This window comes from Streptomyces sp. NPDC003248 (assembly GCF_055563235.1).
This window is the reverse complement of record NZ_JBVHDT010000005.1, coordinates 461,120-486,981: the sequence shown is the minus strand read 5'-3', so window position 1 is coordinate 486,981 and position 25,862 is coordinate 461,120. Positions and strand designations below refer to the sequence as shown.

At 74.3% G+C, this 25,862-nt stretch carries 16 protein-coding genes and 1 pseudogene; 5 read left to right on the top strand and 12 right to left on the bottom strand.

The genetic code is table 11. From position 1 onward, the window contains the following. The first annotated feature begins 427 nt into the window (after window positions 1–427). Complete coding sequence (locus ACZ3KJ_RS16130) at window positions 428–877, top strand: PTS sugar transporter subunit IIA (protein WP_389519432.1); 450 nt, start codon at window positions 428–430, stop codon at window positions 875–877. A gap of 79 nt (window positions 878–956) precedes the next feature. Beyond that, window positions 957–2,627 carry a phosphoenolpyruvate--protein phosphotransferase gene (ptsP, locus tag ACZ3KJ_RS16125; RefSeq protein ID WP_467527415.1) on the top strand — a complete coding sequence of 557 codons (1,671 nt, stop codon included), beginning with the start codon at window positions 957–959 and terminating at the stop codon, window positions 2,625–2,627. Window positions 2,628–2,698: 71 nt separating this feature from the next. Here the strand turns inward: ptsP and ACZ3KJ_RS16120 are convergent, their stop codons facing one another. Both ACZ3KJ_RS16120 and ACZ3KJ_RS16115 read right to left on the bottom strand, forming a co-directional pair. Then, window positions 2,699–3,601: a hypothetical protein gene (locus ACZ3KJ_RS16120; RefSeq protein WP_467527414.1), complete on the bottom strand. Its 903-nt coding sequence runs from the start codon at window positions 3,599–3,601 to the stop codon at window positions 2,699–2,701. A 203-nt stretch (window positions 3,602–3,804) separates the two neighbouring features. Further along, entirely contained in the window at window positions 3,805–5,772 is a 1,968-nt protein-coding gene (locus ACZ3KJ_RS16115) for an acetoacetate--CoA ligase (RefSeq protein WP_467527413.1), read from the bottom strand. A gap of 213 nt (window positions 5,773–5,985) precedes the next feature. On the opposite strand from ACZ3KJ_RS16115, the gene ACZ3KJ_RS16110 reads away from it, so the two are divergent. Next, window positions 5,986–8,361 (top strand): glycoside hydrolase family 31 protein, encoded by a 2,376-nt coding sequence (locus ACZ3KJ_RS16110; protein WP_467527412.1) that lies wholly within the window; start codon window positions 5,986–5,988, stop codon window positions 8,359–8,361. Here ACZ3KJ_RS16110 and ACZ3KJ_RS16105 read toward each other — a convergent pair. Then, on the bottom strand, window positions 8,352–8,888 hold the full coding sequence (locus tag ACZ3KJ_RS16105) for an NUDIX domain-containing protein (RefSeq protein ID WP_467527410.1): 537 nt from the start codon (window positions 8,886–8,888) through the stop codon (window positions 8,352–8,354). The genes ACZ3KJ_RS16110 and ACZ3KJ_RS16105 overlap by 10 nt on opposite strands. 293 nt (window positions 8,889–9,181) lie before the next feature. Here ACZ3KJ_RS16105 and ACZ3KJ_RS16100 point away from each other — a divergent pair. Next, window positions 9,182–10,789: pseudogene (locus tag ACZ3KJ_RS16100) on the top strand (EAL domain-containing protein); the annotation flags it as partial. Window positions 10,790–11,624: 835 nt separating this feature from the next. Here the strand turns inward: ACZ3KJ_RS16100 and ACZ3KJ_RS16095 are convergent. The 4 genes from ACZ3KJ_RS16095 to ACZ3KJ_RS16080 all read right to left on the bottom strand — a co-directional run bounded on the left by ACZ3KJ_RS16095 (window position 11,625) and on the right by ACZ3KJ_RS16080 (window position 16,260). Further along, entirely contained in the window at window positions 11,625–12,230 is a 606-nt protein-coding gene (locus tag ACZ3KJ_RS16095) for a GTP-binding protein (RefSeq protein WP_467527408.1), read from the bottom strand. A 161-nt stretch (window positions 12,231–12,391) separates the two neighbouring features. After that, window positions 12,392–12,787 (bottom strand): DUF742 domain-containing protein, encoded by a 396-nt coding sequence (locus ACZ3KJ_RS16090; RefSeq protein WP_467527406.1) that lies wholly within the window; start codon window positions 12,785–12,787, stop codon window positions 12,392–12,394. A 9-nt stretch (window positions 12,788–12,796) separates the two neighbouring features. Next, window positions 12,797–13,231, bottom strand: a complete 435-nt coding sequence (locus tag ACZ3KJ_RS16085) for a roadblock/LC7 domain-containing protein (RefSeq protein WP_389519448.1) — start codon at window positions 13,229–13,231, stop codon at window positions 12,797–12,799. After that, complete coding sequence (locus tag ACZ3KJ_RS16080) at window positions 13,228–16,260, bottom strand: sensor histidine kinase (protein ID WP_467527403.1); 3,033 nt, start codon at window positions 16,258–16,260, stop codon at window positions 13,228–13,230. The genes ACZ3KJ_RS16085 and ACZ3KJ_RS16080 overlap by 4 nt, the downstream gene beginning before the upstream one ends. Window positions 16,261–16,711: 451 nt before the next feature. Here ACZ3KJ_RS16080 and ACZ3KJ_RS16075 point away from each other — a divergent pair, with 451 nt between their 5' ends. Next, window positions 16,712–17,332 (top strand): hypothetical protein, encoded by a 621-nt coding sequence (locus tag ACZ3KJ_RS16075; protein WP_467527401.1) that lies wholly within the window; start codon window positions 16,712–16,714, stop codon window positions 17,330–17,332. A 148-nt stretch (window positions 17,333–17,480) separates the two neighbouring features. Here the strand turns inward: ACZ3KJ_RS16075 and ACZ3KJ_RS16070 are convergent, their stop codons facing one another. The 5 genes from ACZ3KJ_RS16070 to ACZ3KJ_RS16050 all read right to left on the bottom strand — a co-directional run bounded on the left by ACZ3KJ_RS16070 (window position 17,481) and on the right by ACZ3KJ_RS16050 (window position 25,637). Beyond that, window positions 17,481–22,112, bottom strand: a complete 4,632-nt coding sequence (locus ACZ3KJ_RS16070) for a hypothetical protein (RefSeq protein WP_467527400.1) — start codon at window positions 22,110–22,112, stop codon at window positions 17,481–17,483. A 46-nt stretch (window positions 22,113–22,158) separates the two neighbouring features. Next, complete coding sequence (locus ACZ3KJ_RS16065) at window positions 22,159–23,037, bottom strand: hypothetical protein (protein ID WP_467527399.1); 879 nt, start codon at window positions 23,035–23,037, stop codon at window positions 22,159–22,161. Continuing rightward, window positions 23,034–23,183: a hypothetical protein gene (locus ACZ3KJ_RS16060; RefSeq protein ID WP_467527397.1), complete on the bottom strand. Its 150-nt coding sequence runs from the start codon at window positions 23,181–23,183 to the stop codon at window positions 23,034–23,036. Before ACZ3KJ_RS16060 ends, ACZ3KJ_RS16065 begins: the two co-directional genes overlap by 4 nt. Continuing rightward, entirely contained in the window at window positions 23,183–24,709 is a 1,527-nt protein-coding gene (locus ACZ3KJ_RS16055; protein WP_467527395.1) for a hypothetical protein, read from the bottom strand. The genes ACZ3KJ_RS16060 and ACZ3KJ_RS16055 overlap by 1 nt, the downstream gene beginning before the upstream one ends. A gap of 220 nt (window positions 24,710–24,929) precedes the next feature. Then, window positions 24,930–25,637: a GntR family transcriptional regulator gene (locus ACZ3KJ_RS16050; RefSeq protein ID WP_467527393.1), complete on the bottom strand. Its 708-nt coding sequence runs from the start codon at window positions 25,635–25,637 to the stop codon at window positions 24,930–24,932. Window positions 25,638–25,862 lie beyond the last annotated feature (225 nt).

The following is a 25,862-nucleotide window of genomic DNA, read 5'->3' as shown; positions in this document are numbered from 1 at the left end:
ATCTGGCGTTGATTATTGGCACGCTGTTGAGTTCTCAAGGAACGGACGCTTCCTTTGTACTCACCCGAGAGACTCTCTCAGGCTTTCCTCCGGGCGCTTCCCTTCGGTGTTTCCGACTCTATCAGGGTTTCTCCGGCTCTCTGACCACTCTCCTGCGGACAAGCAGAAGTCGACCCAGAGATGAAGATCTGACGAGTTGGATGCTGCTCGGTTAAGCGCGCTTGATCGCGTCGCTCACCCTCAAGCAGGAGTACGACTCTACAGGGGGGCGCGCAACACTTGCAAATCCATTAGAGTGGTGGTCTAGACCACGACCGTGATCACCTGAGCGGAACCCGTACTTCATGTGACATACCCTGCTGCACAGGGCACGGTCCGGGACCAAGAGCGACGGCCCACATACATCTCCACCCCTGGGAGGCTTCCCATGACCACCGTGACGTCCCCGCTGGCAGGACGCGCCATCGGACTGGCCGCCGTACCGGATCCGGTCTTCTCCGGGGCCATGGTCGGCCCGGGGACCGCGATCGATCCCGTGCGTGAGCCTTCCGAGGCCGTCGCACCCGTGGACGGTGTCATCGTCTCCCTCCACCCGCACGCCTTCGTCGTGGTGGACGCCGAAGGACACGGGGTGCTCACACATCTCGGCATCGACACCGTGCAGCTCAACGGCGAAGGATTCGAGCTCCTCGTCAACAAGGGCGACACCGTGACGCGTGGACAGGGCATCGTGCGCTGGAACCCGGCCGCGGTGGAAGAGGCCGGCAAGTCCGCCGTGTGCCCGGTCGTGGCGCTGGAGGCCACCGCCGACGCCCTGGTCGAGCTCCGCGAGGACGGCGACCTCAAGACGGGCGACGTTCTCTTCTCCTGGCACTGACGCCGCAGCCGTCGTCCTGACGGCACACAGGGACAACCACCACGGCGGCGGAACCCGCCGCACTATCGGAGACGGTGAGATGGAGACAACGCTGCGAGGCGTCGGCGTGAGCCACGGGGTGGCGATCGGCGAGGTTCGGCACATGGGAACGGCGGTTCTCGAACCGCCCGCCAAGCAGATCCCCGCCGAGGAGGCGGAGCGCGAGCAGGGACGGGCCCGCCAGGCCGTCGAAGCCGTGGCGGCCGACCTGATCGCGCGCGGCAATCTGGCCGGCGGCGAGGCACAGGCGGTGCTCGAGGCCCAGGCCATGATGGCTCAGGACCCCGAGCTGATGGCGGACGTGGACCGGAGGATCGCCGTGGGCAGCACGGCCGAGCGCGCCGTGTACGACGCCTTCGCCGCCTACCGGGAACTGCTGGCGGCGGCCGGGGAGTACCTGGCCGGACGCGTGGCCGACCTCGACGACGTGCGGAACCGTATCGTCGCCCGTCTGCTGGGCGTCCCGATGCCGGGTGTCCCGGACAGCGACGAGCCGTACGTGCTCGTCGCCCGGGATCTGGCGCCGGCCGACACCGCGCTGCTGGACCCGACGCTGGTGCTCGGTTTCGTCACCGAGGAGGGCGGGCCGACGAGTCACAGCGCGATCCTGGCCCGTGCCCTGGGCGTGCCGGCGGTCGTCGCGCTGCCCGGTGCGGGTGAGCTCTCCGAGGGGACACTGATCGCCGTCGACGGCAGCACCGGCGAGATCTTCGTGAACCCGAGCGACGCGAAGAAGGCTCAGCTGGAGTCCGCCGCCGCGCAGCGCAGGGCCGCGCTCGCCGCCTCCACCGGGCCGGGCGTCACCGCCGACGGTCACAAGGTGCCGTTGCTCGCGAACGTCGGCGGGCCGGCCGACGTGCCGGCCGCCGTGGAGGCGGGCGCGGAGGGTGTCGGTCTGTTCCGGACCGAGTTCCTCTTCCTCGACGACAGCAAGAACGCGCCGTCGGAGGAGAAGCAGTTCGAGGCGTACCGGCAGGTGCTGGAGGCGTTCCCGGAGGGCCGGGTCGTCGTTCGGGTGCTGGACGCGGGGGCGGACAAGCCGCTGGACTTCCTGACCCCGGCGGACGAGCCGAACCCGGCGCTGGGTGTGCGGGGGCTGCGGACGCTGCTGGACCACCCCGAGATCCTGCGTACCCAGCTGGCGGCGCTGGCCAGGGCCGCCGAAGGGCTGCCCGTCCACCTCGAGGTGATGGCCCCGATGGTGGCGGACCGCGCCGACGCCAAGGCGTTCGCCGACGCGTGCCGGGCGGCGGGGCTGCGGGCGAAGTTCGGTGCGATGGTCGAGATTCCGTCGGCCGCGCTGCGGGCCCGTTCCCTCCTCCAGGAGGTGGAGTTCCTGTCGCTGGGGACGAACGACCTCGCGCAGTACACCTTCGCCGCCGACCGTCAGGTGGGTGCGGTGTCGCGTCTGCAGGATCCCTGGCAGCCCGCGCTGCTCGACCTGGTCGCGCTGTCCGCCGAGGCGGCCGGGGCCGAGGGCAAGGGCTGTGGTGTCTGCGGTGAGGCGGCGTCGGACCCGCTGCTCGCGTGTGTGCTGACCGGTCTGGGTGTGACCTCCCTGTCCATGGGGGCTGCGTCGATTCCCTATGTGCGGGCGACGCTCGCGAAGTACACGTTGGCTCAGTGCGAGCGGGCCGCCGCGGCCGCGCGGGCGGCCGACAGTGCCGAGGAGGCGCGGAACGCGGCGCAGGCCGTGCTGTCCGGTGAGTAGGCGGACCGGGTCGGCATACGGCTGGTGAGCGAGGGGCGCTCCTCCTTCGGGGGAGCGCCCCTCGTCGTGGGTCAGTGGTGGTGGCCCGGCATCGGTCCTTCCCCGTCCCGCCGGCCGAGGTCGGGCGGTGCGCAGTAGTCGACGCCGGACTCGGGCGAGATGAGGTCTCCGGACTCGACGTCGGTGCAATAGGCGTCGAAGACCTCGCCGGCGGTCAGCGGTTCGAGGCCTTCGCCGCGCAGTCGCCATCCGTAGACCCGGTCCGGTGTGCCCGGGGCGCTGGTGCGCATGACCAGGCCGCCGGGGCCGCGGGTGGCGAGTCCGAGGGCCAGGACGGTGGTGAACTCGAGGGCCTCGGCCTCGTCGAGGGGTGTGGTGCCGTCCGCCGCCCGGTCGGCGTGGAGCACTGCGACGAGGGTTTCGGGTGTGCCCGTGACGCTGCAGACGAGGTGCCGGTCGCCCGGTGGCGCGGTGTCGAGGATGCGGACGACGAGGTCGGAGGCGTCGGTGAACGCGGCGCGGCCGAGGTCTTCGCCGCAGCTCGCGCAGGCGCCGAGGCGGGCCAGGAGGGTGGCCGCGTACTCCCAGGTCGCCTGTCGGACGGCTTCGTCGACGAGGGCGGGCACGAGTTCGGCGAGGGGCTGGCCCTCGTAGGGGAGGGTGGGGCCGGTCGTCGCCAGTTCGGCGGTGAAGCGGGTGCGGTGGGCCGGGACGTCGGGGTCGAGGCCCTTGGTCGAGCAGAACTCGGCGTACTCCTGCGGGTCGAAGAGGGCCACCGTGGTGTGGATGCCCTGGAGGGCGCGGATCCTGAGGAGGTCCTCGACCTGCCGGAGGTAGGTGGCGTGGTCGTCGAAGGTGAAGCTGCGGTAGCGCCGCATGGCACGGAAGTCGTGTTCGTCGGTGAGCAGGCCGATGGTGCCGGCGATCTCGCGGCGCAGGACGCGTCGCATGGTCCGGTGGTCGGTGTGTGCCATGGTTCCCCCTGTGTGCACGGTCGATCAATGCTCACTCACAGTAATCGACGGCACTGACAACGGGCCCTGGATCGGCCGTTCGTCCGACCGGACGTCGGCGAGACGCGCAGGTCACAGCGGTGTTGTCGTCGTGTGGGGCAGGTGCTCGGGCTCGGCGGCCGTGGCTGCCGGTCCGAGCACCTACGGCGAGTGAACGGCCGTGGTCACGCCCGCTTGCGGGCCAGGTCCTCGTAGAAGCGCAGCAGGTCGAGGTTGTCGATCGAGCCGGCGTTGACCGCCTGCTCCAGGGGGGTGCCCTGGAGCAGGCGCTTGACGGGGACCTCGATGCGTTTGCCGGTGAGGGTGTGCGGGACTCCGGGCACCTCGATGATCTCGTCGGGGACGTGGCGGGGGGAGAGCTGCTCGCGGATGGTCCGTTTGACTCGGTTCAGCAGGGCGTCGTCGAGGACGGCTCCCGGCGCCAGGTGGACGAAGAGGGGCATCCAGTAGCCGCCGTCGGGCTGCTCGACGCCGATGACCAGGGACTCCTTGATCTCGGGGAGTCGTTCGACGGCTTCGTAGATGTCGGCGGAGCCCATGCGGACGCCCTGGCGGTTGAGCGTGGAGTCGGAGCGGCCGTGGATGACGACGGAGCCGCGTGAGGTGACGGTGATCCAGTCGCCGTGGCGCCAGACGCCGGGATAGGTGTCGAAGTAGCTGTCGTGGTAGCGGCGGCCGTCGGGGTCGTTCCAGAAGTGGACCGGCATGGACGGCATGGGGTTGGTGACGACCAGTTCACCGACCTCGTCGATGACGGGGTGGCCGTCCGGGTCCCAGGACTGCAGGTCGGTGCCGAGGCCGGCCGCCTGGAGCTCGCCGGTGTACACCGGGAGGGTCGGGACGGCTCCGGCGAAGCAGGAGCAGACGTCCGTGCCGCCGCTGACGGAGGCGATCCACAGGTCGTCGCGGACCTCGTCGTGCAGCCAGCGGAACCCGTCGGGCGGGAGCGGGGAGCCCGTGGTCGCGACGCACCGCACGCCGGACAGGTCGAAGTCGCGGGCGGGGTGGACGCCGGCCTTGCGGCAGGCCATGACGTACGCCGCCGAGGTGCCGTAGAGGGTGGCGCCCGTGCGTTCGGCGACGCGCCACTGGGCCGCGGTGTCGGGGTGGCCGGGGCTGCCGTCGTAGAGGACGACCGTGGTGCCGGTGAGGAGACCGGAGACGAGGAAGTTCCACATCATCCAGCCGGTCGAGGTGTACCAGAAGAAGCGGTCCCCGGGGCCGAGGTCGCAGTGCAGGCCGAGCTGCTTGAGGTGTTCGACCAGGATGCCGCCCTGGGACTGGACGATGGCCTTGGGCAGGCCGGTCGTGCCCGAGGAGTAGAGCACCCACAGCGGGTGCTCGAAGGGGACCTGTTCGAAGACGGGCTCCTCGTCGGCGGACGTCAGGGCCGACCATGGCAGGGCTCCCTCGGGTGCCTCGGTGCCCAGGAGGGGAATGTGGACCACCGCGCGGAGGGTGGGCAGCTCGCGGCGCAGTTCGGCCACGGTGTCGCGGCGGTCGTGCTCCTTTCCGCCGTAGCGGTAGCCGTCCACGGTGAACAGGACGACGGGTTCGACCTGCTGGAAGCGGTCGAGGACGCTGCGCGCGCCGAAGTCGGGGGCGCAGGAGGTCCAGACGCCGCCCACGGCCGCCGTCGCGAGGAGGGCGACGACGGCCTCCGGGATGTTGGGGAGGTAGCCGCTGACGCGGTCTCCGGGGCGGACGCCGAGGCTGCGGAGCCCGGCGGCGAGCGAGCCGACCTGGCGGCGCAGCTCGGACCAGGTCAGCGGGCGGGGTTCATGGGTCTCGTCGACGTGGAGGAGGGCCGGTTCGTCCGCTCGGGTGGCGCTCGCGCGCAGGGCGTGCTCGGCGTAGTTCAGGGTCGCTCCGGGGAACCACCGGGCGCCGGGCATGGAGCGGTCGGCCAGCACGCGCGCGTAGGGCGTGGAGAAGCGGACGTCGAACCACTCCGTCACCGCCTTCCAGAACGTCTCCGGTTCGTCGACGGACCAGCGGTGCAGTGCCGGGTAGCCGCCGTCCGAGGGGGCGCCGTGGCGTTCGGCCGCCCAGGCCTGGAACCTGGTCACCTGGGCCTCGGCGATGCGCTGCGGATCGGGCCGCCAGAGCGGCTCGGGGTTCACGGTCGGCATGGGGCGGCTCCCGGGCTGTGCGCGTCGTGTGCGTCACCCGCGCACGTGCTGGGGTGTGCGCGTGACGCGGCTGACACGGACGATGCCATGAGAGTGATACCGACACCAGGGCGGGCGCCACACAGTTCAAGTGGTGAAGATGTGGTCTGGGCACGGGTGAACGGAAGTTGAACGACACGCGCGCGTGGCCCGGCAGATGGCAGGGTGAGCACTATGGACGGTCGTGACCTGGTGCGTTCGATGAAGACGGTCGGTTCCGCGGGGGCTGCCCAGGGGTTGCGCACCGTGCGGGCCGCCTGGCGGCGTCGGCGCGCCGACGCCGCGGGGCTGCCGGCCCGCGGGGCCGAGCGGGCCCGGGTGCCCGGGCAGGTGCGGGAGGTGGAGCCGGGGCCGGGCGGCGGGACGATCCGGTTCGGCCGCTCGGAGCTGCACGTGCGCGTGGCCATGAACGGGGCCGTGTTCTGGGGCTGGGACGGGGCCGGTCCCGAGCCGTCGTACGCGCTGGCGGGGCGGTGTCCCGAGGCGGATCCCCGGGCGGTGCTGGAGCCGGACAAGGACGGCGGCTGGCGGGTCGTCGCCGAGCGGGTGACGGTCGTGGTCTCACGGCACGGTGCGATCGAGGTGCGCACGCCGGGAGGGATCACGCTGCGGCGTGATCTGCCGCCGCGCTGGTGGGAGCCGCAGGAGGGCGGTCCGGGCCGCTGGATGCAGCGGTCGGAGGTGGCGGCCGACGCGCGGTTCTTCGGGCTCGGCGGGCGGACGTCCGGGCCGCGGCTGCGGGACGGCGCGTACCGGCTGTGGAACACCGACCCCGGGCGCGCGGTGGGCCGCCGGGACGACCCGCTGCACCTGACGATGCCGGTGCAGCTGGTGGTGGCCGACGCGGGCACGCATCTGGTGTTCCACGACACCTCCTGGGACGGGACGGTGACCCTGCGGGAGGGCGAGGAGGGGGCCGGCTCGGGGCACGACCGGGCCGGGACGTCACAGCTGCGGATGGACGGCGGGCCCCTGCGCTGCTGGGTCGTGGTCGGCACGCCCGCGCGCGTGCTGTTCGTCTGGGCCTCGCTCACCGGGGCGCCGGCGCTGCCGCCCACCTGGGCGCTGGGCCACCATCACGCGCGGTCGGGTTCCGGGGGCGAGCAGGAGCTGCGGCAGGTCGTCGCGGGGTACCACGAGCACGGTCTGCCGCTGGACGCGGTCCATCTGGACATCGGCCACCTCGACGGCCGCCGGGCGTTCACCGTCGACCAGGAGCGCTTTCCCAAACTGCCGGTGCTCGCCGAGGAACTGCGGCGGGACGGGATCCGTCTGGTGTCGGTCGTCGACGCGGCGGTGCCGGCCACGCCGGGCGACGCCGTGTACGACAGCGGGATCGCCGAGGGCGCGTTCGTGCGGGACGCCTCCGGGCGGGTCGTCCACGGGGTGGTGGGTCCGGGCGAGTCGGTGTACCCGGACTTCACGGACGCGCGTGTGCGCAGATGGTGGGGAGACCGTTGCGCGGAGCGGATCGAGCAGGGGTTCGCGGGGTTCCGGCACGGCCTGGACGAGCCGACGTCGTTCACCGCCTTCGGGGAGCCGACGCTCCCCCGGTCGGCCCGGCACGCGCTGGAGGGGCGCGGCGGCGACCACCGCGAGGCGCACAACGTCTACGGGCTGTGCATGGCTCGGGCGGGCTACGAGGGGATGCGCGGGCGGCTCCCCGAGGAGCGGCCCTTCGTCCTGTCGCGCTCCGGCTGGGCGGGCCTTCAGCGCTACGGCGGCACCTGGTCCGGTGACGTCGCCACGGGCTGGCCGGGGCTGCGGGCGTCCCTGTCGCTGGTGCTGGGCCTCGGGCTGTGCGGGGTGCCGTACTCGGGGGCGGGTGTGGGGGGTCGTGACGGCCGTCCTTCCGCGGAGCTGTACCTGCGGTGGTTGCAGCTGGGCGCCTATCTGCCGCTGTTCCGTACGCACGCCGGCCCGCGCGCGGGGTGCGGGGAGCCGTGGGAGTACGGCGCCGACGTGCTGGAGCACGCGCGCGTGGCGCTGCTCGAACGCCGGCGGCTGCTGCCGTACTTCGTGACGTTGGCGCATCTCGCCCGGCGTACGGGGGCTCCCTATGTGCGTCCGCTGTGGTGGGCGGCGCCCGAGGAGCGGGCGCTGCGGGACTGCGAGGACGCCTTCCTGCTGGGTGACTGTCTGCTGGTGGCGCCGGTGCTGGAGCCGGGGGCGGAGCGGCGGGCGGTGCGGCTGCCGCGGGGTCTCTGGTACGACACGGCGACGGGGACGGCGTACGAGGGGCCGGGGCAGGTGCTGGTGGACGCCCCGCCGGAACGTGTTCCGGTGCTCGCGCGCGCGGGCGCCGTCCTGCCGGTGCGCGGGGCGGACGGCGGGCTGGAGCTGGAGGTGTGGGCGCCCGCCCGGGGGCGGACGGGGGGCGGTCCGGTGGTGCGGGACGCCGGTGACGGCCGGGACGAGGCCGAGATCGAGCGGTACGTCGTCCGCTGGGCGGGCGGGAAGGTCGTCGTCGAACGGGAGGGCGAGGCCGGCGGGGGCGTGCCGCCCCACCCCGTGCGCGTACGCGGGCTCGGCGGGGCGCCTCAGACGTAGCGGCCCTCGAAGAAGGCCCGTGCGGCGAGGGTGTGCAGCGGGAAGGCCAGCTCCTCCGGCCCGCGCAGGAGGTGCCGGCCTTCGGTCTCGTCCGTGGCGGCGTAGGCGGGCAGTTGGTCCGCGGGGCGTTCCGGCAGGAGACCGAAGATCAGGAGGTGGCCGTCGGGGGAGCTCATGGCGTCGGCGAGGCGCACGTCCCGGCTCTCGGCTTCGATGCCCGTCTCCTCGCGGAGTTCGCGGACGACGGCCTTCCGCCAGTCCTCGCGGTCGTCGATGAACCCGCCGGGCAGGGCGATGCGCCCGCGCGCCGGGGGGATGGCGCGGGTGATGACGACCAGGGAGGTGCCCTGGCTGTCGTACACGGGCTGGAGCGCGATCGCGACCGGGAGCGGGTTGCGGTAGGCCACGGCGGCGCAGGCCGGGCAGGAGCGGGGCCAGCCGGTGACGCCCTCCCCGTAGGGCGCTCCGCAGCTCGAACAGTGGGAGCCGGCCGGGGAGTTGGAGGTGGGGTGTGGGTTCTCGGACACGCGGCGGACTGTATCCGATCGTCTGAGGGCGGTGTGCGGCCGGTTCTGTGGACCCTGATCGGCGTGCGGCCGCTGCCGGTGTCCGTCGCGCCGGTGCGGAGCCGGGCCCCCTCGTCGCGGTGCTCGTCGGGCTCGCGGGCGCGCGGGGGTACGGACACGCGGGCGTGCGGGTGAGCGGGCGCGCGGACAGGCGTTCGAGCTGCGCTTTTCACGGGCTGTGATCGTTCGGGAATGCTGCGTGAACGTCTCATGAACTGCGCCTGGGCGCACGTCGGGGGCGCCATCATGCTCCCGTGCACTCCTGGACGGATACTCTCCGCTTCGCCTTTCAGCCGGTGGTCAATCTGGTCACCGGAGGTGTGGCGGGGCTGGAGGTGCTCGCCCGCCCGGAGACCGGCGACATCCTGGCGGAGGCCCGGCGGGACGCCGAACTCGACGGCCGGCTGGCCGTGTCGGCGGTACGGGCCGCCGCGCGCCGGGAGACCCTGCTGCCCCTCCAGGTGAACGTGTTCGCCGGCACCCTGGCCGATCTGGGCGGTCTCACGCCGCTCCACGACGCCGTGCGGCAGGCGGGGCGGCTGCCGTGGGAGGTGACGGTCGACGTCGTCCCGCCGTACACGCACGTGCCGCAGCGCGCGTTGCTGGAGGCGCTGGCGGCGCTGCGGGGGCAGGGTTTCCGGATCAGCGCGGACGGTGTCGGGGACGGGGACGTGCCGCTGCGGCTGCTCACGGACATCGCGCCGGACCTGGTGAAGCTCGACGCGTGCCTGCTGGCGCGGCCGGCGGCGGTACGGGCGATGCGGACCCTGTGCGACGAGCTGGGAGCGCTGCTGGCGGTCGAGGGCGTGGAGACCGAACGGCAGTGTGCGGCGGCTCGGTCGGCCGGTGCCCAGCTCGCCCAGGGTGAGCTGTTCGCGCCGCCGGCCCGGCTGCCCGCGGCGGACGTGTACGTGCCGCCGCGCACCTCGGGAACGGTGTCGGCGCCCCGGCCGGGGCCGTCGGTGCGGGAGTTCGTCCGGCCGGCCGCGCTACTGCCGGCGGCCGCCTCCGCCGGGCAGGTGCGGGCCCTGCTGACCGGCTCGCCGGACGTCTCCGGGGTGCTGCTGGTGGACCGGGCGGGGGTGCCGCTGCGGTCGGTGCACCGCTCGCGCTTCCTGCTGTCGATGTCGGGGCGTTACGGACACGCCCTGTACGCCGACCGGCCCGCGGCCAAACTCGGTGACCCGCCGCGGACGGTGGGCATCGACGCGACGGCGTGGGAGGTGCTGGACGTCGTCGCCGTCGGCGGCCGGGACCGCACCTCCGACGACGTGGCGGTCGTCGACCGCCACGGGCGGTGCGTGGGTGTCGTACGGCTCGCGGACCTGGTGCGGGCGCTGTCCGAGACGCGGGTGGAGGAGGCGGCGGGGCTCAACCCGCTGACGCGGCTGCCCGGTTCGGACGCGATCACCGTGGAGGCGGACCGGTGGATCGCGGAGGGGCGGCCCCTCGCGCTGAGCTGGCTGGACGTCGACCGCTTCAAGCAGGTCAACGACGGCGCCGGGTTCGCCGCCGGGGACGAGCTGATCCGCTCGGTGGGACGGGCGTTGCAGGCCGCGGCGTCCGGCAGCACGCGCGTGGGGCACATCGGCGGGGACGACTTCCTGGTGCTGGCCGGTCCGGAGGACCTGGATCCGCTGGCCGCCGCGGTGCTCGACGCGCCGTGGTCGGCGGGCGGGCGCCCGGTGACGCTGTCGCTGGCGACGGTGGTGTGCCCGCCGGGCAGTGTGCCGGACCATCGCCGTGCGGCGGCCTGCCTGGCACCGCTGAAGAAGGCCGCGAAGGCGCTGCGCGGGGCCAGTTGGGTGCTGGGGTGCGCGGGGGAGCCGGGGCACGTGGTGCGGAGGGGGGCACCGCCGGGGGCGGGGGCCGAGGCGGGCGTGGTGGGCGCTGCCGGGCCGGGGCCGGTGGGCGCTGCCGGGCTGGGTGTGGTGGGCTCCGCCGGGCCAGGCGCGGTGGACGCCGGGGCGGGCGCGGTGGGTGTCGCCGGACAAGCCACAGCGAGCGCCGCCGGGCCGGGGGCGGTGGGCGCCGGGGCGGGCGCGGTGGGCGTCGCCGGACAAGCCACAGCGAGCGCCGCCGGGCCGGGGGCGGTGGGCGCTGCCGGGCCCGGCGCGGTGGGAGTGGAGCCGGGCCGGGGGCGAGAGGGGCCCGGGTGAGCGGGGCCGGGTATGCGGGCGGCTCTCCCCGGGGGGAGCGCCGGCGCCGCCCCTCGGTCCGCCCGGCTCCCGCCAACCGGCCTCGTCACCCTCCTTGACGGTCCCTGAGCGCCGGTGAACACTTCCCGGTGTCAGCCGACATCGCCGTACATTCACGGCTCACCTGGCACCGCACCCCCAGGGGCTCCCCCACCGGGACGCGCTCCCCCAAGGGCGATTCGGCTACAACGGCACACGCTCGTCATGGACGCCGGGCGGGGCGCGGGACCTCCCTGCCTTGGCCGGAGCAGCCACGGGACCCGCACCTGCACGCCGGCGCACCGGGGTCGAACGCCCCGGGCCCGGGCCTAGGAGCCGCCATGAGCGACGGGGAGATCTTCCTCCGCGAGGTCATCGGGACCGCGACCTCATCCAGGCCATCGCAAGCACCCCAGGGCGAAGGCCGGGCGGACGCGCGGGCCGGACGGGCCGCCCCTCGGGCCACGGCTCGTACCCCTGTCGGCGGGGGTACGGGCCGTGTCCGCGTCTCGGGTGCGTCTCAGGTGGTGACGGCCCGGCGGCGGTCGCCCGCGTACTCCATGGCGTGCTGGACGACGCCGACGAGGATGTCCTTGACGGAGCCGCGGTCGCGCGCGTCGCACAGGACGACCGGTACGCCGTCGTCGAGGTCGAGCGCCCGGCGTACCTCCTCGGTGGGGTAACGGGGCGCCCCCTCGAAGCAGTTCACGCCGACGAGGAAGGGGATGGAACGTCGCTCGAAGTAGTCGACCGCGGCGAAGCAGTCCTCCAGGCGGCGCGTGTCCGCGAGCACGACGGCGCCCAGCGCGCCCTCGGACAGCTCGTCCCACATGAACCAGAACCGCTCCTGGCCGGGCGTGCCGAACAGGTACAGCACCAGGCCCTCGCGCAGGGTGATGCGCCCGAAGTCCATGGCGACGGTGGTGGTGTGCTTGCGCTCGACGCCCGTGAGGTCGTCGACCGGGCGTCCGGCCTCGGTGAGGTACTCCTCGGTGCGCAGCGGCCTGATCTCGCTGACGGCGCCGACGAGGGTCGTCTTGCCCACGCCGAAGCCGCCGGCCACCAGGATCTTGAGCGTGACGGGCTCGACCGGGGGCTTGCCGCGCTCAGAACGCCCGAAGATCATCGATCACTTCTCCTGCTTGATGGGGGGTCGGGGGCGGCGGTGGGCCGTGGCCCCCGCCGTCGGGGGTGCGGAGGGCTCGGCGGGCCGGGGCGCGCGGCCCGGACGCCGCGTGCCCCGCCGTGGTCGCCGGGGCACGTCCTCACCCCCGTCTCCGCGCTTGCTCACAACGCCCTGAGGCCGTTGATCACGTCGCGCAGGATGCTCTCGTCCGGCAGCTCGGCCGGCGGGACGGGCCGGTTGACATGGACGAACTCCGCGTCCACGAGGTCCCCGACGAGGACCCGGACCACGCCGATGGGCAGGTCGAGTCCGGCGGCGAGTTCGGCGACCGACTGCGGCTCCTCCCGGCACAGGCCGACGATGTCGACGTGTTCCGGGGAGAGCGTGGGGTCCTCGTCGGGGTCGTCCGCGTGGGGTTCGGCGACGACCACCGCGATCAGGTCGAGACGGTGCTGGACCGCGCTGGTGGTGCGGCCGCGTGTCATGGCGTACGGACGGACGACCGGTCCGGCCTCGTCGTCGAACCAGTGGCTTCTTCCCTGACCGTCTGTGCTCATGCCATCCCACTACCCGCCCGCGGGCAGATCGGTGCGCGGCGCCGTGCCCAGGTGTACGCCGACCCGCTTCACGAGGAGCGTCATCTCGTACGCCACGAGTCCGACGTCGGAGTCGGCGTCCGCGAGGACGGCGAGGCAGCTGCCGTCGCCGGCGGCGGTGACGAACAGGAAGGCCTCGTCGAGTTCGACGACGGTCTGCCGGACGCTGCCGGCGTCGAAGTGGCGGCCGACGCCCTTGGCGAGGCTGTGGAATCCGGAGGCGACGGCGGCCAGGTGCTCGCTGTCCTCGCGGGTGAGGTCCTTGGACGCTCCGGTCGGCAGGCCGTCGCCGGAGAGCACGACGGCCTTGCGGATGCTGGCGACGCGGTCGACGAGTTCGTCGAGAAGCCAGTTCAGCTCGCCGTTGCTGGTCGTGCTCTGGCCGGTCGCCTTCGGTGCGGTCATCGACCGTCCCCCTCTGTGGTTCGTTGTGGTGCTGTGCCGCTGTGGGCGTCTTCGCCCGCGGCGTTCTCCGCGCGGCCGCGCTGCCAGCCGCGCTGGAGCGAAGCCATGCGGCTGCGTACTTCGTCGGCGTCCCGGTCTGCGGGGTCCGTGCGGTTCCCGGCGCGCGGCGCCGGGCCCTGCCGCAGCTGCGGGGCCAGGTTCGCCTGCCGTACGCGCCGGGGCAGCGCCCCGGCCGGGGCGCCGGGTCGGGTGTCCGCGGGGGTGCCTGGTGCGGTGTTCGCGGGGCCGCGGCGCGGGGTGCCCGGGTGCCCGGGCGGGTCGGCCGGGCCGTTCGTCGGCGCCGCGGCCTGCCGGGTCCGTTGGGGAAGGGCGGGCGGCCGGGCCGGCTCGACGGCGCCGCGGGCGCGTGGCGGCGAAGGCTGTTCGACACCCCGGGCGGACGGCCGCGACGGCTGCGACGGCTGGTCGACGCCCCCGGCGGACGGCTGCGACGGCTGGGGCTGCTGGGGCTGCTGGTCGTGGCCGCGGTCGTGGGTCGTGGGCCGCTGCTCCGTGCCGCGGAAGGGGCGGTCGGACGGGTCCGTGCTGCGGGGTATGTGGGCGGTGGCGCCGCGTCGGCGCGACGGCAGGGGCGCCGGGGTGTCGTCGTCCGGTGTCCGGCGCGGTCCCGGCCGTGACGGCGGGTTCTCGGCCGTCTCCGCCCGGCGGGAGCGCTGCTCGGTCACCGGGCGGCCGTGGGAGCTGACCAGTTTGGGCGTCCGGCGGCTCGGCAGGGGGACGGGGGCGGCCGGTTCCCCGGCGGCGGTCCGGTCCGCCGCGTCACGGGCGTCGGACAGCCGGCCGTGCGGTTCGACGGCCGGGCCGGCCGGCTCGTCCTGCGCACGGGTGAGGGAGCGGCGCGGGCGGAACAGTCCGCCTCGGTCGTCGTCGTCCTCCAGCGGGGCGGGGAAGTCGCCGAGGGCGTCCAGGTCGACGGGCGCCTCCAGCTCGACCGGGCCGTCCAGCAGCGCGGCGGGCACTCCGGGCAGCTGCACCGGGGTGGAGGACAGGGCGGAGCGGCGGTTCTGCGCGGGCTCGCCCTCCTTGGGGGGCCGGGGGCGGTCGAGGCGGAAGCCGATGCCGTTCGTGTCGGGGACGTCGTCGGTGAGCAGGGCGTCGGGGATGAAGATGACGGCGGTCGTGCCCCCGTACGGGGAGGGCTGGAGGGAGACGCGGACGTTCTGCCGCTGGGCGAGCCGGCTGACCACGAACAGGCCGAGCCGGTCGGTGTCGGACAGCTCGAACTCCGGGGTCTCGGCGAGCCGGAGGTTGGCCTCGAGGAGCGCCTCGGGCGCCATGCCGAGACCGCGGTCGTGGATCTCCAGGGTGAAGCCGTTGGCGACGCGCTCGCCCAGGACGTGGACGGCGGTGTGCGGCGGGGAGAACACCGTGGCGTTCTCCAGGAGTTCGGCCACGAGGTGGGTGAGGTCGGCGACGGCCGGTCCGGTGACGGCGACGCGCGGCAGGCGGCGGACCTCGATGCGTTCGTAGTCCTCGACCTCGGCGACCGCGGCGCGCACGATGTCCATCAGCTGGATGGGCTTGCGCCACTGCCGCGAGGGCGCGGCGCCGGAGAGGATCACCAGGCCCTCGGCGTGGCGGCGCATCCGGGTGGTGAGGTGGTCGAGCCGGAAGAGGTCGGCGAGCTCCTCGGTGTCCTCGGTGCGGCGCTCCATGGTGTCCAGCAGGGTGAGCTGCTTGTGCAGCAGGACCTGGCTGCGGCGGGCGAGGTTGACGAAGACCTCGGACACGCCGGCGCGCAGTTCGGCCTGTTTGACGGCGGCCTCGACGGCGGCGCGCTGAAGGGTGTTGAGCGCCTGGCCGACCTCGCCGATCTCGGTCTTGTCGTACTCCAGGCGCGGGACCTCGGTCTCGACGTCGACCTGCTCGCCCGCGGAGAGCCGGCGCATCACGCTGGGCAGCCGGACGCCGGACGCCTCGTGGGCCTCCAGCCGGAGCTGGCGCAGGTCGCGGATGAGGCCGCGGCCGATGCGGACGGACAGGACGAGGGAGACCAGCAGGGCCACCAGGCCGAGGACGCCGGCGACGACCGCCTTGACGATGACCTGGAGCGCCACCGGGCGGACCCGGTCCTGGTAGCGGTCGTGCGCCTGCTCGTCGAGGGTGCCCAGTTCGTCGAGGACGTTCGCGGCCGCGGTGTCCCAGGTCCGTGCCGTGACACCGCGGGGCATGTCGCCGGGCGTGGTGGCGACGACGGCCTGTTCCGCCGTGCGGACGGGCGCGGTGGTGGCGTTCTTCCAGAAGCTCTCGTAGCGTTCGCGCTCCGCGGCGGGCAGCTGGGAGAGACCGATGTCGTAGACGACGTCGCGCTGTGCCTCGAGGTCGGAGACGGCGCGTATCTCGTCGTGGGTGAGGCGGCCCACGACCAGGGCGGAGCCCAGTAGGGCGTCCTCCTGGGAGAGCAGTTCGCGGGCCCGGGCGACGCCGACGAGGGCGCGGTACTGCTTGTCCATCTCGACGCTGTCGACGACGTCCAGCCTGGCCAGCAGGGAGTAGCAGGGGGCGATCAGCTTGTTGTACAGGTCCAGGGCCTGCGCGCGGGACACGGTGCCGTCTTCGACGCTGCGGCGCAGCGAGTCGATGCCGTCGAAGGCGTCGAGTACCGCGGTCAGCGCCTCGCGGTCGTCCTCGTCCAGTTCGTCGCGCACGTCGGGGTCGCTGCCGTTCCTGCGGATCTCCGCGAGCGCCTCGTCGGTGGCGGTCCGGGTGCGGTCCAGCGCGGCGAGCGCGTCGGAGGCGCGGGGGTCGGCGAGGTGGACCAGGGTCTGGCGGCGTTCCTGCTGCACGACCCGGACGGTGTCCTCCATCGGGTAGCCGAGCTTCTCGACGAGGCGTGACACGGTGAACAGACGGTTCGCCTCGCGGCCCGTGAGTACCGTGGCGAAGCCCCAGATGGCCGTCAGGGACACCAGCGGCACGAGAAGCAGCGCCACGATCTTCCGGCGGATCGACTTCCCGCGAAAGCGCATGGCCTCCCCCAGCTCGAACCCCCACAGGCCGGGGGCACATCCAGCTCCGACCCCCACCGGCCGGGGGCACATCTGTGCGTCAACGAACGGCGCGAGCCTACTACCGACGCAAAGTTAACTTACAGCGCCGTCCGGAAGCCGGTGGTCCGGATCCACGGCGGTACGGGGGGAGTTGTCCCGTCATTGCGGGAGATTGCCTCCCCTGGGCGGCGCCCGCGGAAGGTGCCGTACCGGAACGATGTCGTGGGCGAGTTGGCCAGAACTTTTCGGAATCGGGGAATCTTCGAGGTCAGTCGTGCGTCCTATCCATTGGGAATTGGGGGCGGAATCGGCCACAGGAGCCGCATGCCGCACCTGGGCGGCGTAAAAGAACGCAAGCCGGGCAGCCACTGGGGAGCCGGTTCTTCGAGCCGGGGCAAGCGGTCTGCCGGCGGTGGGGAGTGACACGTTGATGGGCACGGCGGAGCGGCGCGGGGCGCCCGAGGACGGCGGGGCGGCGCCCGGTACGGCGCTGCGGGAGGCCGAGGCGCCCGGGGCGCGGGATCGCGGCATCCCGGCGACCGGACGCGGGGCGGCGGACGGGCGGGACACGGCGGTGGCCGCGGGGTCCGACGGCGCGCGCGAGGGCGCCGGGCGGGCCGGCGGGGCCGGACGCGGCGCGGAGGAGGAGCGGGCGGCCCCCCGGCCGCTGTGGGTGGAGGAGCCCGCGCGGCGGCGCCGGCTTCCCGACCCGGTGCGCACCGCGGCCGTGCGCGCGGTGCTCGTCATCGCGGTGACGCTGCTTCAGGCGATGGTCGCCTTCCTGTGCACCCTGGCCGGGTCCTGGGCGGCGTTCCCGATGGTGATCAGCAGTGTGGTGAGCACGGTGGTGGCCACGTGGTGTGCGCTGGACGTCTGGGTGACCCGCCAGGTGTGGAGCCAGCGCAACGGTGTGGTCTCGGCCCCGAGCAGCACGGCTCGGGCGCTGCGGCGCGAGCGGCGCCGTGCCCGGCGACAGGCGCGGGCCGTCGAACGGGCGCAGGAGCGGATACGCCGGCGGGGCGGCGGCGCCGGGCAGTTGTCGCACTCCTGAGCGGCGCCGCCGGGCGGCCACGGTGCGGAGGCCCTGCCGGGCACCGTGGCCGCCGCGGTGTCGTCACCCCGTCGGGGTGGGACGCGAGGAGCGTGCCGGGCGCGGGGTCCGGCAGAGTCCGGCAGGACCCGGCGCGGCCTCGTCTCCCTCAGGAGGCGCTGCTGGGCGCCGGGCGCTTGTACATCCTCGTCGCCGTGATCTCGCTGTGCACCGCCTCCCCCGCCTGGGGCTGCTGCGGCAGTCCCGGACGCAGGTGCTCCTCCACGCTGATGTACTTCAGACCGGCCCTGAGGTCGGCGTCGTTGCGCAGCCGGATCACCAGGGGGAACTCCGCGAGGGCCGTGGTGTCGAACAGGCCGGTGGTGTAGAGGAGCTGGACGCCGAGCGCGTCCGACACCGCCCGCTGGAGCTCCAGCAGGTAGGTGGCGTTGGCGCGGCCGATGGGGTTGTCGAGGAACAGCGTGCCGGCGTGGCGGTGCTTGTCCCGGCCCCGGTCGTTGGAGCGCAGGGCCGCCATCGTGCAGTACAGGGCGATGGCGGCGGTGAGCAGCTGGCCACCGGAGAACACGTCGCCCATCTGCCCGACGGGCACCCGCTCGGCGCGCAGCACGGCGTCCGGTTTGAGGATCTCGACGGCGACGCCCCGGGGCTGGAGCGCGGCCGCGACGCCCCGCAGCAGCAGCGACATGCCGTCGCGCCGCAGGTCGGAGTTCTTCTTGACGGCCGCGCGGGTGGCCTCGTCGATGACCTCGCCGAGCCGCTCGGTGAGGGTCGCCTGGTCGGGCTCCTCGAAGCGGATGCGCAGGAACTCCTGTCCGGACCACTCGCCGAGCCCCTCGGGCAGGCGGGACAGGCGCTGGGCGGACCGCAGGGTGGCGAGCGCGGACTCCACGAGTCCGCGCAGCCGGTCCACGATCGAGTCGCGGTTGCGCTCCAGCTGCTCCAGTTCGTCGGTGAGGACCCGGAGCCGGGGTGCGAAGGCGTCCGCCCACTTCTGGGCGTGCTCGGGCAGCGCGGAGGCGGGCAGCTCGCGGATCTGCTGCCGGGCGGGGGTGCGGACCTGCTCGTAGCGGGTGGAGTTGGCGTGCCGGACGAGGACGTCGCTCGCCTCTCGGACGGAGGTTTCTGCGGCGGACAGATCGGCGGCGCAGCCCCGTAGTGAGCGGCGGGCCTCGGCGGCGGACTGCCGGGCCTCCTCCAGGGTGCCGGGGTAGGTCTCCGGCTGCTCCTGCTCCTCCTCGGGGGTGTGCTCGCGCAGCAGGTCCCGGAGCATGGCGGCGATCTCGTCGAAGTCGCCGGCCGCGTCCTCGGCGGCCCGGTGGGCGTCGAGGAGTTCGGCGTGTGCCTCGCGGGCCTGGCCCAACGCGTCGGTGCGGGAGGCGAGTTCGCCCGTGGCGGTGCGCAGCAGCGCCTGTGCGTGCTCGGCGTCGTGCGGGACGAGGTCCTCGGGGAGTTCGGTGTGGGCCTCGCCGTCCTCGGGCGCGTGCCGTTCCGCCTCGCCGCGCAGCCGGCCGAGCTGCTCGCTGGCGCTGGACATGCGGGTCTCCAGCAGCTGCACCAGTTCCTCGGCGCGGGCGGCGGCGGCCTGCCGGGACGGCCCGTCGGAGCCGTCGGGTGACTGGAGGAGCTGTTCGGCGCGGGTGCGGACCTTGTTGCTGAGCCGGTCCAGCTCGGCGCGGGCCGCGCTCTCGTCGCTCTCCGCCCGTGCCTGCTCGGCCCTCAGGTCGGCGCCGACGCCGACCTTCTCGTACACCTGGGAGGCGGCCCGGTAGGCCTCGCGGAGCGCCGGCAGGGACGTCCGGGGGGCCTGCGTGCCGCTGTCCGGTTCCTCGTCCGGTACGTCGTCGGGGGCGCCGGCGATCTCGGAGCGCTCGGCGCGCAGCGCACGCGCGGTGCGGCGGGCGTCGTCGGCGGCGCGCTGGGCGGCGCGGCGGTCCTCGTCGGCGGCGCGGGCCCGCTCCAGGCAGACCTGTGCGCGTGCTTCGGATGCGGCGGCCTCGTCGGCCAGTTCCCGCAGCTTGGCCTGCCAGCCGGCGCGTTCGCGCAGCCGGAAGGCGAGCCCGGCGAGGGCGTCGGCGGCGCGCCGGGCCTTCTGCGCGGCTTCCTGCCGCTCGTCGCGCATCCGCGCGGCCTCGGCGGCGGCCTCGTCGGCCTCCGCGCGCACGGTGCGTGCCTCGGCGAGTTCGGCCTCGGACTCCTCGGCGAAGGTACGTGCCTCGCGGGCGGCCTCCGCCAGTTCGGCCAGCCGGCCCGCGGGGCAGCCCGTGCGCCAGGAGGCGAGCCGCGCCGCCAGTTCGCGGTCCTTGCCGAGCCGGGCCGCGAGCCGTCGGATCTCCTCGTCCCGCTCCGTGGCCCGCGCGCGCAGCGCCTGCCGCTCCTCGTCGGCGGCGTGCTCGTCGTGCATGGCCGGGTTCGGCGGTACGAGGAAGACGTCACCGGTGTCGGTGCCGGGCGCCGGGGTCGGGGCGAGGAGGGCGGCGGCCGTGCCGACGGCGACGGCGGACCGGGGCAGCAGGGCGGCGTCGCCGAGCGCCGCACGCGCGCGGGTGTGCGAGTCGGGGTCGGTGATGATCACGCCGTCGACGAGTTCCGGGCGGGCGGCGAGCACGCGCGCGTGGTCGGCGGGGTCGACGGCCTGGGCGAGGTAGCGCCAGCCGGACAGTGCGGGGATGCCGTGTTCGCCGAGGAACTCGACGGTGGCCAGCACGTCCGGGCCGGGCGGCAGCAGGCCGCCGTCGCCGAGCGCGCCGAGGATGCGGGAGTCGTCGTCGGCGGCGGTGCGCAGCGCGAAGAGCTGCCGTTCGGCGGCGGAGACGGTGTCGTCGAGGAGGGCGCGCAGGTCGTCGGCGTTGCGGTCCAGTTCCTCGGGGGTCAGGGCGGTCTCGTCCGTCTCGCGGTCCTGGCGGGGCTGCGGGATGATCCGGCGGGGGGTGCCGCCGGTCAGGCCGAGCAGTTCCGCCAGCCGTTCCTCGCGGGCCAGCGCCTCGGCGGTCCGCCGTTCGGCCTCGTACGAGCGGTGCGCGGCGGTCGCCGCGTCGGCGGCGCGGGCCGCGGTCAGCTCGGCGCGGGACTCGGCGGCGGCCGCCTCGCGCGCGTGCTCGCCGGCCCGGCGGGACGCCTCGCGGGCGGTGTCCCAGGCGGCGACGGCGGTCTTCTCGGCGTCGCTGGCGGCGAGGGCGGCGCGGGCGGGGTCGGCGTCGGGCGCGCTGTCGTCGAGCCAGCCGGCGCGCACCGCCTCGGCGGTCTCCTGCTCGACCTCGGTGAGGCGCTGGCGCAGATGTCCGGCCTCGCTGCGGGCACGCTGTGCCTCGGTGGCGGCGGAGGTGGAGTCGCGGTGGGCGGACTCGCCGGCTTCCTGGAGGGCGGCGGAGCGCTCCTCCTCCTCGTTGGCGAGGGCCTCGGCGCTGCCTGCGGCCGCGTGCAGGGCCCGCACGAGGTCGACGGCGGCCTTGGCGCGGGCGGCGAGGGCCGGGGCGGCGTCCCGCTCGGCCTCCTGGATCGCGGCGGACACCCGGGCGACGCGGTCGGCGGCGGCGCGGTGGCGGAGCACGGCCTCGGCGGCCTGCCAGGCGGAGTGCAGGGTGCGCGCGTCGGCGAGTTCCCGCTTCTGGGCGGCGGCGGACTTCTCGGCGGCGGCGAGGGCCAGGGAGGCGTGCCGGAAGGCGAGTTCGGCGGCGGTCAGCGCGCTGCGTTCGCGTGCGCTCTCCGCGTGGGTGACGGCGTAGGCGGCGGCGGTGACGCGCTGGGCGAGGTCCGCGGCCCGGGCCCGTTCCCGTACGCCCCGCGCGGACAGCCGTCGGGCCAGGGTGCGGGTGCGCCGCTCGGCGCCCGCGTGGACGTCACGCGCGCGTGCCCGTGCGTCGGCGGCGTCCACGATCCGCCCGAGGAGGTCCACCGATCCGGCGGTGAAGTCCCGTTCGGCGATGAGTTCGGCGCGCCGGCCCAGCTTGTTGCCGAAGCCGCCGACGAGGTCGGCGAGTCCGTCGGTGTCCCGGGTGTCGGTCACCGCGCGCAGCAGCAGGTCGGTGAAGTCGGAGTCCTTCTTGACGGCGAAGAGGCCGGCGGCTTCGCCCTCGTCGGCGTTCATCTCCCGCTGGTAGCGGAAGAGTTCGGGGTCCAGGCCGAGGTCGCCGAGGTGCTCGATCCACCGGTCGTGGATCTCCTCCCAGTGCACCTCCAGATGCGGGTACGCCTTGCCCGCGTCGGTGAGGGCGTCCCGGAACCCCTTCATGGTGCGGCGCCGCCCCTGCGCCCCCGACTGCCCCTCGACGGACGGCCGTACGGCGGTGGACTCGGCGACGGGCAGGTTGTCCAGGGTCAGTCCGGGGCCGGGCCGGAACGAGTACCAGGCCTCCGCGAACTTCCGCGGGTCGTTGGACACCTGGCGCCCGCGCCATTCGCTCACCTTGCCGACGACGACGCATTCGCCGGTCAGGACGTGCTGCCACTCCAGCGCGACGTGCCCGCAGTCGTCGGCGAGCAGGAACTTGCGCAGCACGCCGGAGCTGGCGCCGCCGAGGGTGTTGCGGTGGCCCGGCAGCATCACCGAGAAGATCAGCTTGAGCAGGACGGACTTGCCGCCGCCGTTCTCCAGGAAGAGCACGCCGGCGGGCGCCGGGCGGCGCGGCGGGCCGACGGGCTCCTCCTCGAAGAACTCCGCCTGGGTGGGGGCGGGGTCGGGCACGACGTCGCCCACGCCCCTCAGGTCAAGCACGGTGTCGGCGTAGCGCGCACCGGCGGGCCCGATGGAGTAGAGGCGGACCCGGGACAGCTCGTACATGGCGGACTCTCGTAAGTCTTCGGCAGATCGGGGGGGGCGGTGGGGCTCAGGAGTGGAACGGCAGCCCGGCGTCGGCCACCAGGTCCAGGTCGTCGGTGTCCTCGGCGGGCAGCAGGGTGGGGGTGCCGTCGGTGACGGGGACGACGCCCAGCTCCAGCAGTTCGGCGAGGGCGGCGCCGCCGGCCATGTCGCGGACCTGGAGCTGGTAGCGGGCGGTGGTCCGGTAGGTGCCGCCGTGGTCGTCGCCGGTGCGCTGGAGGAACCCGGAGTCGGTGAGGAACGCGACGGCCTTGCCGACGATGCCGGTCGTCGAACCGGCGAGTCTGCGCGCGTCCTTGGTGGCGCCGGTGGCGCTGCGCCGGGCCCAGATCCGCCAGGCGGCCTCCAGGCCGGGCGCGTCGCTGGCCGGGTCGGTGTTCTCGCCCTGTGCCTCGGCCCGTTCCTCCAGCCGGCGGCAGGCCTGCCGGACGAAGGCGTCGACGCCGTTGACACTGACCCGGCCGATGTAGCCGTCGTCGGCGAGGTCCTCGGGGCGCGGGAACGCCATCGCGGCGACGGCGAGGTGTGCGAGTCCGTGCAGGAAGCGGTCTCCGCCGTCGGCGGAGGTGCGACGTGCGTAGTCGCCCATGCGCACGGCGAACACCGAGTCCTCGGCGGCGGTGACGGCCATGCCCGCGCGGGGGGACACCTCCAGCACGATCAGGCCGAGCCCGGCCGCGACGGCGTCGGCGAGGCGGGCGAACGCCGGGTCCTCGCGGTGGCGCCGCAGCAGTTCCGCGTACTCCTGGTCCCGCGCGGGCTGGAGCTTGGGCTGTAGTCCGAAGGCGACGAGCCGGGCCGCGTCGGCCGCGTCGGCGGGGGTGACGGCGGCGTGCGCCGACGGGGCGGGGGCCTCCGGTTCGCTCCGGTCGACGTGCTCGGTCACGGACACAACTCCTCGTTCTCGTCGGCGGGGGCGGGGACGGTCGCCTCGGGGGCTCGCGTCGCCTCGGGGGTGTGGGGGCGGAGGACGTGCCGCTCGGTCGCGCGGGCGCGGTCCGCCGGGGCCGGACGGAGGCCTCGGTGGCGCATCACGCGGCCTCCGTCCGGTCCGCCGCCATGCCCGCGGCGTCCAGCAGCGCGGTCCCGACGATGAGGTCGGCTCCGCCGAACTCCGGGTCGTCCAGCTCCGTCCCGTCGTCCACGGCGAACAGCAGCTTCTCCTCGCCCTGCCGGTACGCGGTGCCCACCGGGGGGCTGGCCGCGTGGACCGCCAGCAGGGCGACCAGGTAGGGCAGTTCGGGGTCGGACCGGCGGGCTTGCGCCAGCAGCCCCGACAGCCTGCGGGGCGCGTCGGCGGGCAGGTCCAGCAGTTCCTTCGCCGCGGCGAGCTGTTCCTCGCTGAAGCGGCTGTCGTCCGGTGTCGCGATCAGATCGGGCTCGGGCATCTCCGCCCCTAGGTGCTCCCGCTCCACCGGCGGGGTCAGCAGCAGGTCGACGAGGTCGCCGACCCGTACGGACACCGGTGTGCGCAGCCCGGTGCCGCGGGCGAAGAACGCGTCGGTGACCCGGGCCGCCTGTTCCAGCGGCAGCGGCAGCACGGGGGCGACGAGGTGGCCGTACAGGTCGATCCCCGAGGTCGTCAACGGGGTGGCGAAGGCCTGACGGTCCTGCTCGGCCCGGAAGAGGGGGCCGGCCTCCAGCAGCCGGGACTGCAACTGCGTGTGCCTGCGGATGCAGTCCTTGACGATGTCGACCAGCTCGGCGGCGCGCCGCTTGTGCTCGGGGTCCTCGGACTCGTCGCGGGCCTTGCGGATGTTGGTGAGGATGGCGTTCTCGTGGCGGTAGCGGTCGGCCACGTGGTCGAGCGCCTCGGCGATCATGTCGGGGACGGCGTTGAGCCAGTCCACCGCGCGGACGTTGCGCCGGGTCGCCTCCAGGGCGCGGCGCAGCGTCTCCGCGTACTGCACGGTGCGGTAGCGGGCCTGTTCGGCGGCGAGCTGGGCGTCGGCCAGGCGGCCCCGGCGGATGAGGACCTCCAGCTTGACCTCGGCGGCGATCTGCGCGCTGGTGACGTCGGTGTCGAGGGCGCCGACGAGGACGTTGACGGCCTCGTCCGTGGTGCGGAGGTAGACGGCGCCGCCGTAGCCGGGGACCTCTTCGAGGAGCTTGAAGTCGTAGTCGCGGCGCACATAGGTGCCGTCCGGCCCGAAGGTGCCGTACACGGCGCGGAAGCCCCGGTCGACACTGCCGACGTTGATGAGGTTCTCCAGGACCCAGCGGGCCACGCGCTCGTGCTCCTCGGCGGGCCGCTCGGGGGCCTGCGCGGCGATGCGGGGGACGAGGCGGGCCACTATCTGGTCGTGGTCGGCGCCGGTGTCGAAGTCCATGTTGAGGGTGACCAGGTCGATGGCGGCGAGGGCGATCTCCGCCATGCCGTACACCGAGTACTCGCCGGCGAGGTTGGCCTTGCGTGCGTCGAGGTCGTGGATCGGAGCGGTGCAGGCGAGCGCGCGCAGCCGCCGCGCCAGCCCCTCGTCGGCGGCCGGGCCCGTGGCGGGGCGCGGCCCCGCGCTGAGCTGGGGCGGAACGCGTTCCGTCGATGCAGGCGAAGTCACGGTGCACAGACTAGGTCCTCGGTCTGACATCGTCCCAAACGGCACCGATCGGTCCCGCCCGGCGCCGGGCCGGCCGGACCGGCGCGACGCCCCGTGAGGGCCCTCGGCCGGGAACTGCTCCGTCATGGGCTCAGCCACCACGGGCTCACCCACCGTGGGCCCATCCACCGTGGCTCACCCACCGTGGGCTCACCCCCACAGGGCGGGCGCGGGGCGTCGGTCAGCCGGCCTCTGCCGTGTCGTCGCCGACCCGTCGCCGGTACACCTCGACCACGCGTTCGAGGGAGTCCTCCAGGTACACCGCGAGCAGTTCCTCGGCCTCCGCGCGGTTCCCGGCCCGCAGCGCCTGGTGGATCTGCCGGTTGCGCGCCAGGTACGGCTCGTGCAGCCGGCGCGGGTCGTCCACGACGTGGAAGGCGAGGCGCAGCTCGGCGAAGACGCTGCGCATCAGCTCGTCGGTGCGTTCGCTGCCCGCCAGGGCGACGAGTTCCCGGTGGAAGTGGATGTTGGCGGTACCCAGCGCTTTCCAGTCATCTTCGCGGACCGCCCGCTGCCCCTCCGCCACGGCGTCGGCGAGGCCGTCGAGCGCGTACGGCGGCTCGCCCAGCCCGCGCACGACGGCGCACTCGACGAGCGCGCGGGTGCGGTAGATGTCCTCGACGTCCTCGACGGTCAGGACCCTGACGAAGACGCCCCGGTTGAGTTCGTGGACGAGCAGGCGCTCATGCGTGAGCAGCCGGAACGCCTCGCGCAGCGTGTTGCGGGAGACGCCGAGGGCTCCGCCGATGCTGTCCTCCGACAGCCGTGTCCCCGGCGGGAAGTAGCCCTCGGCGATGCGGCTCCTGAGGATGTCCGAGACGCGCTCGGCCGTGCTGGTGCGGCCCAGGAGGGCGCGGTCGTCGGCCAGTCCCGCCAGCTGCTCTGCCATGCCCGGAATTCAATCGCAGACCAAGGGACGAGACAACAGGGGTATTGAAGGATCGTTCAACGATCCTCTACCGTGCTGCGCACAGCACGCTCCACCTCCGCACGATCGCCGCACGGCCCGGCACCACCACCGCACGGCACACACCGCACGCACGGCACGGCACCGCGCGCCGCACACCGCACGCACGGCACGGCACTGCTCAGCACCACCACCGCACGGCACTGC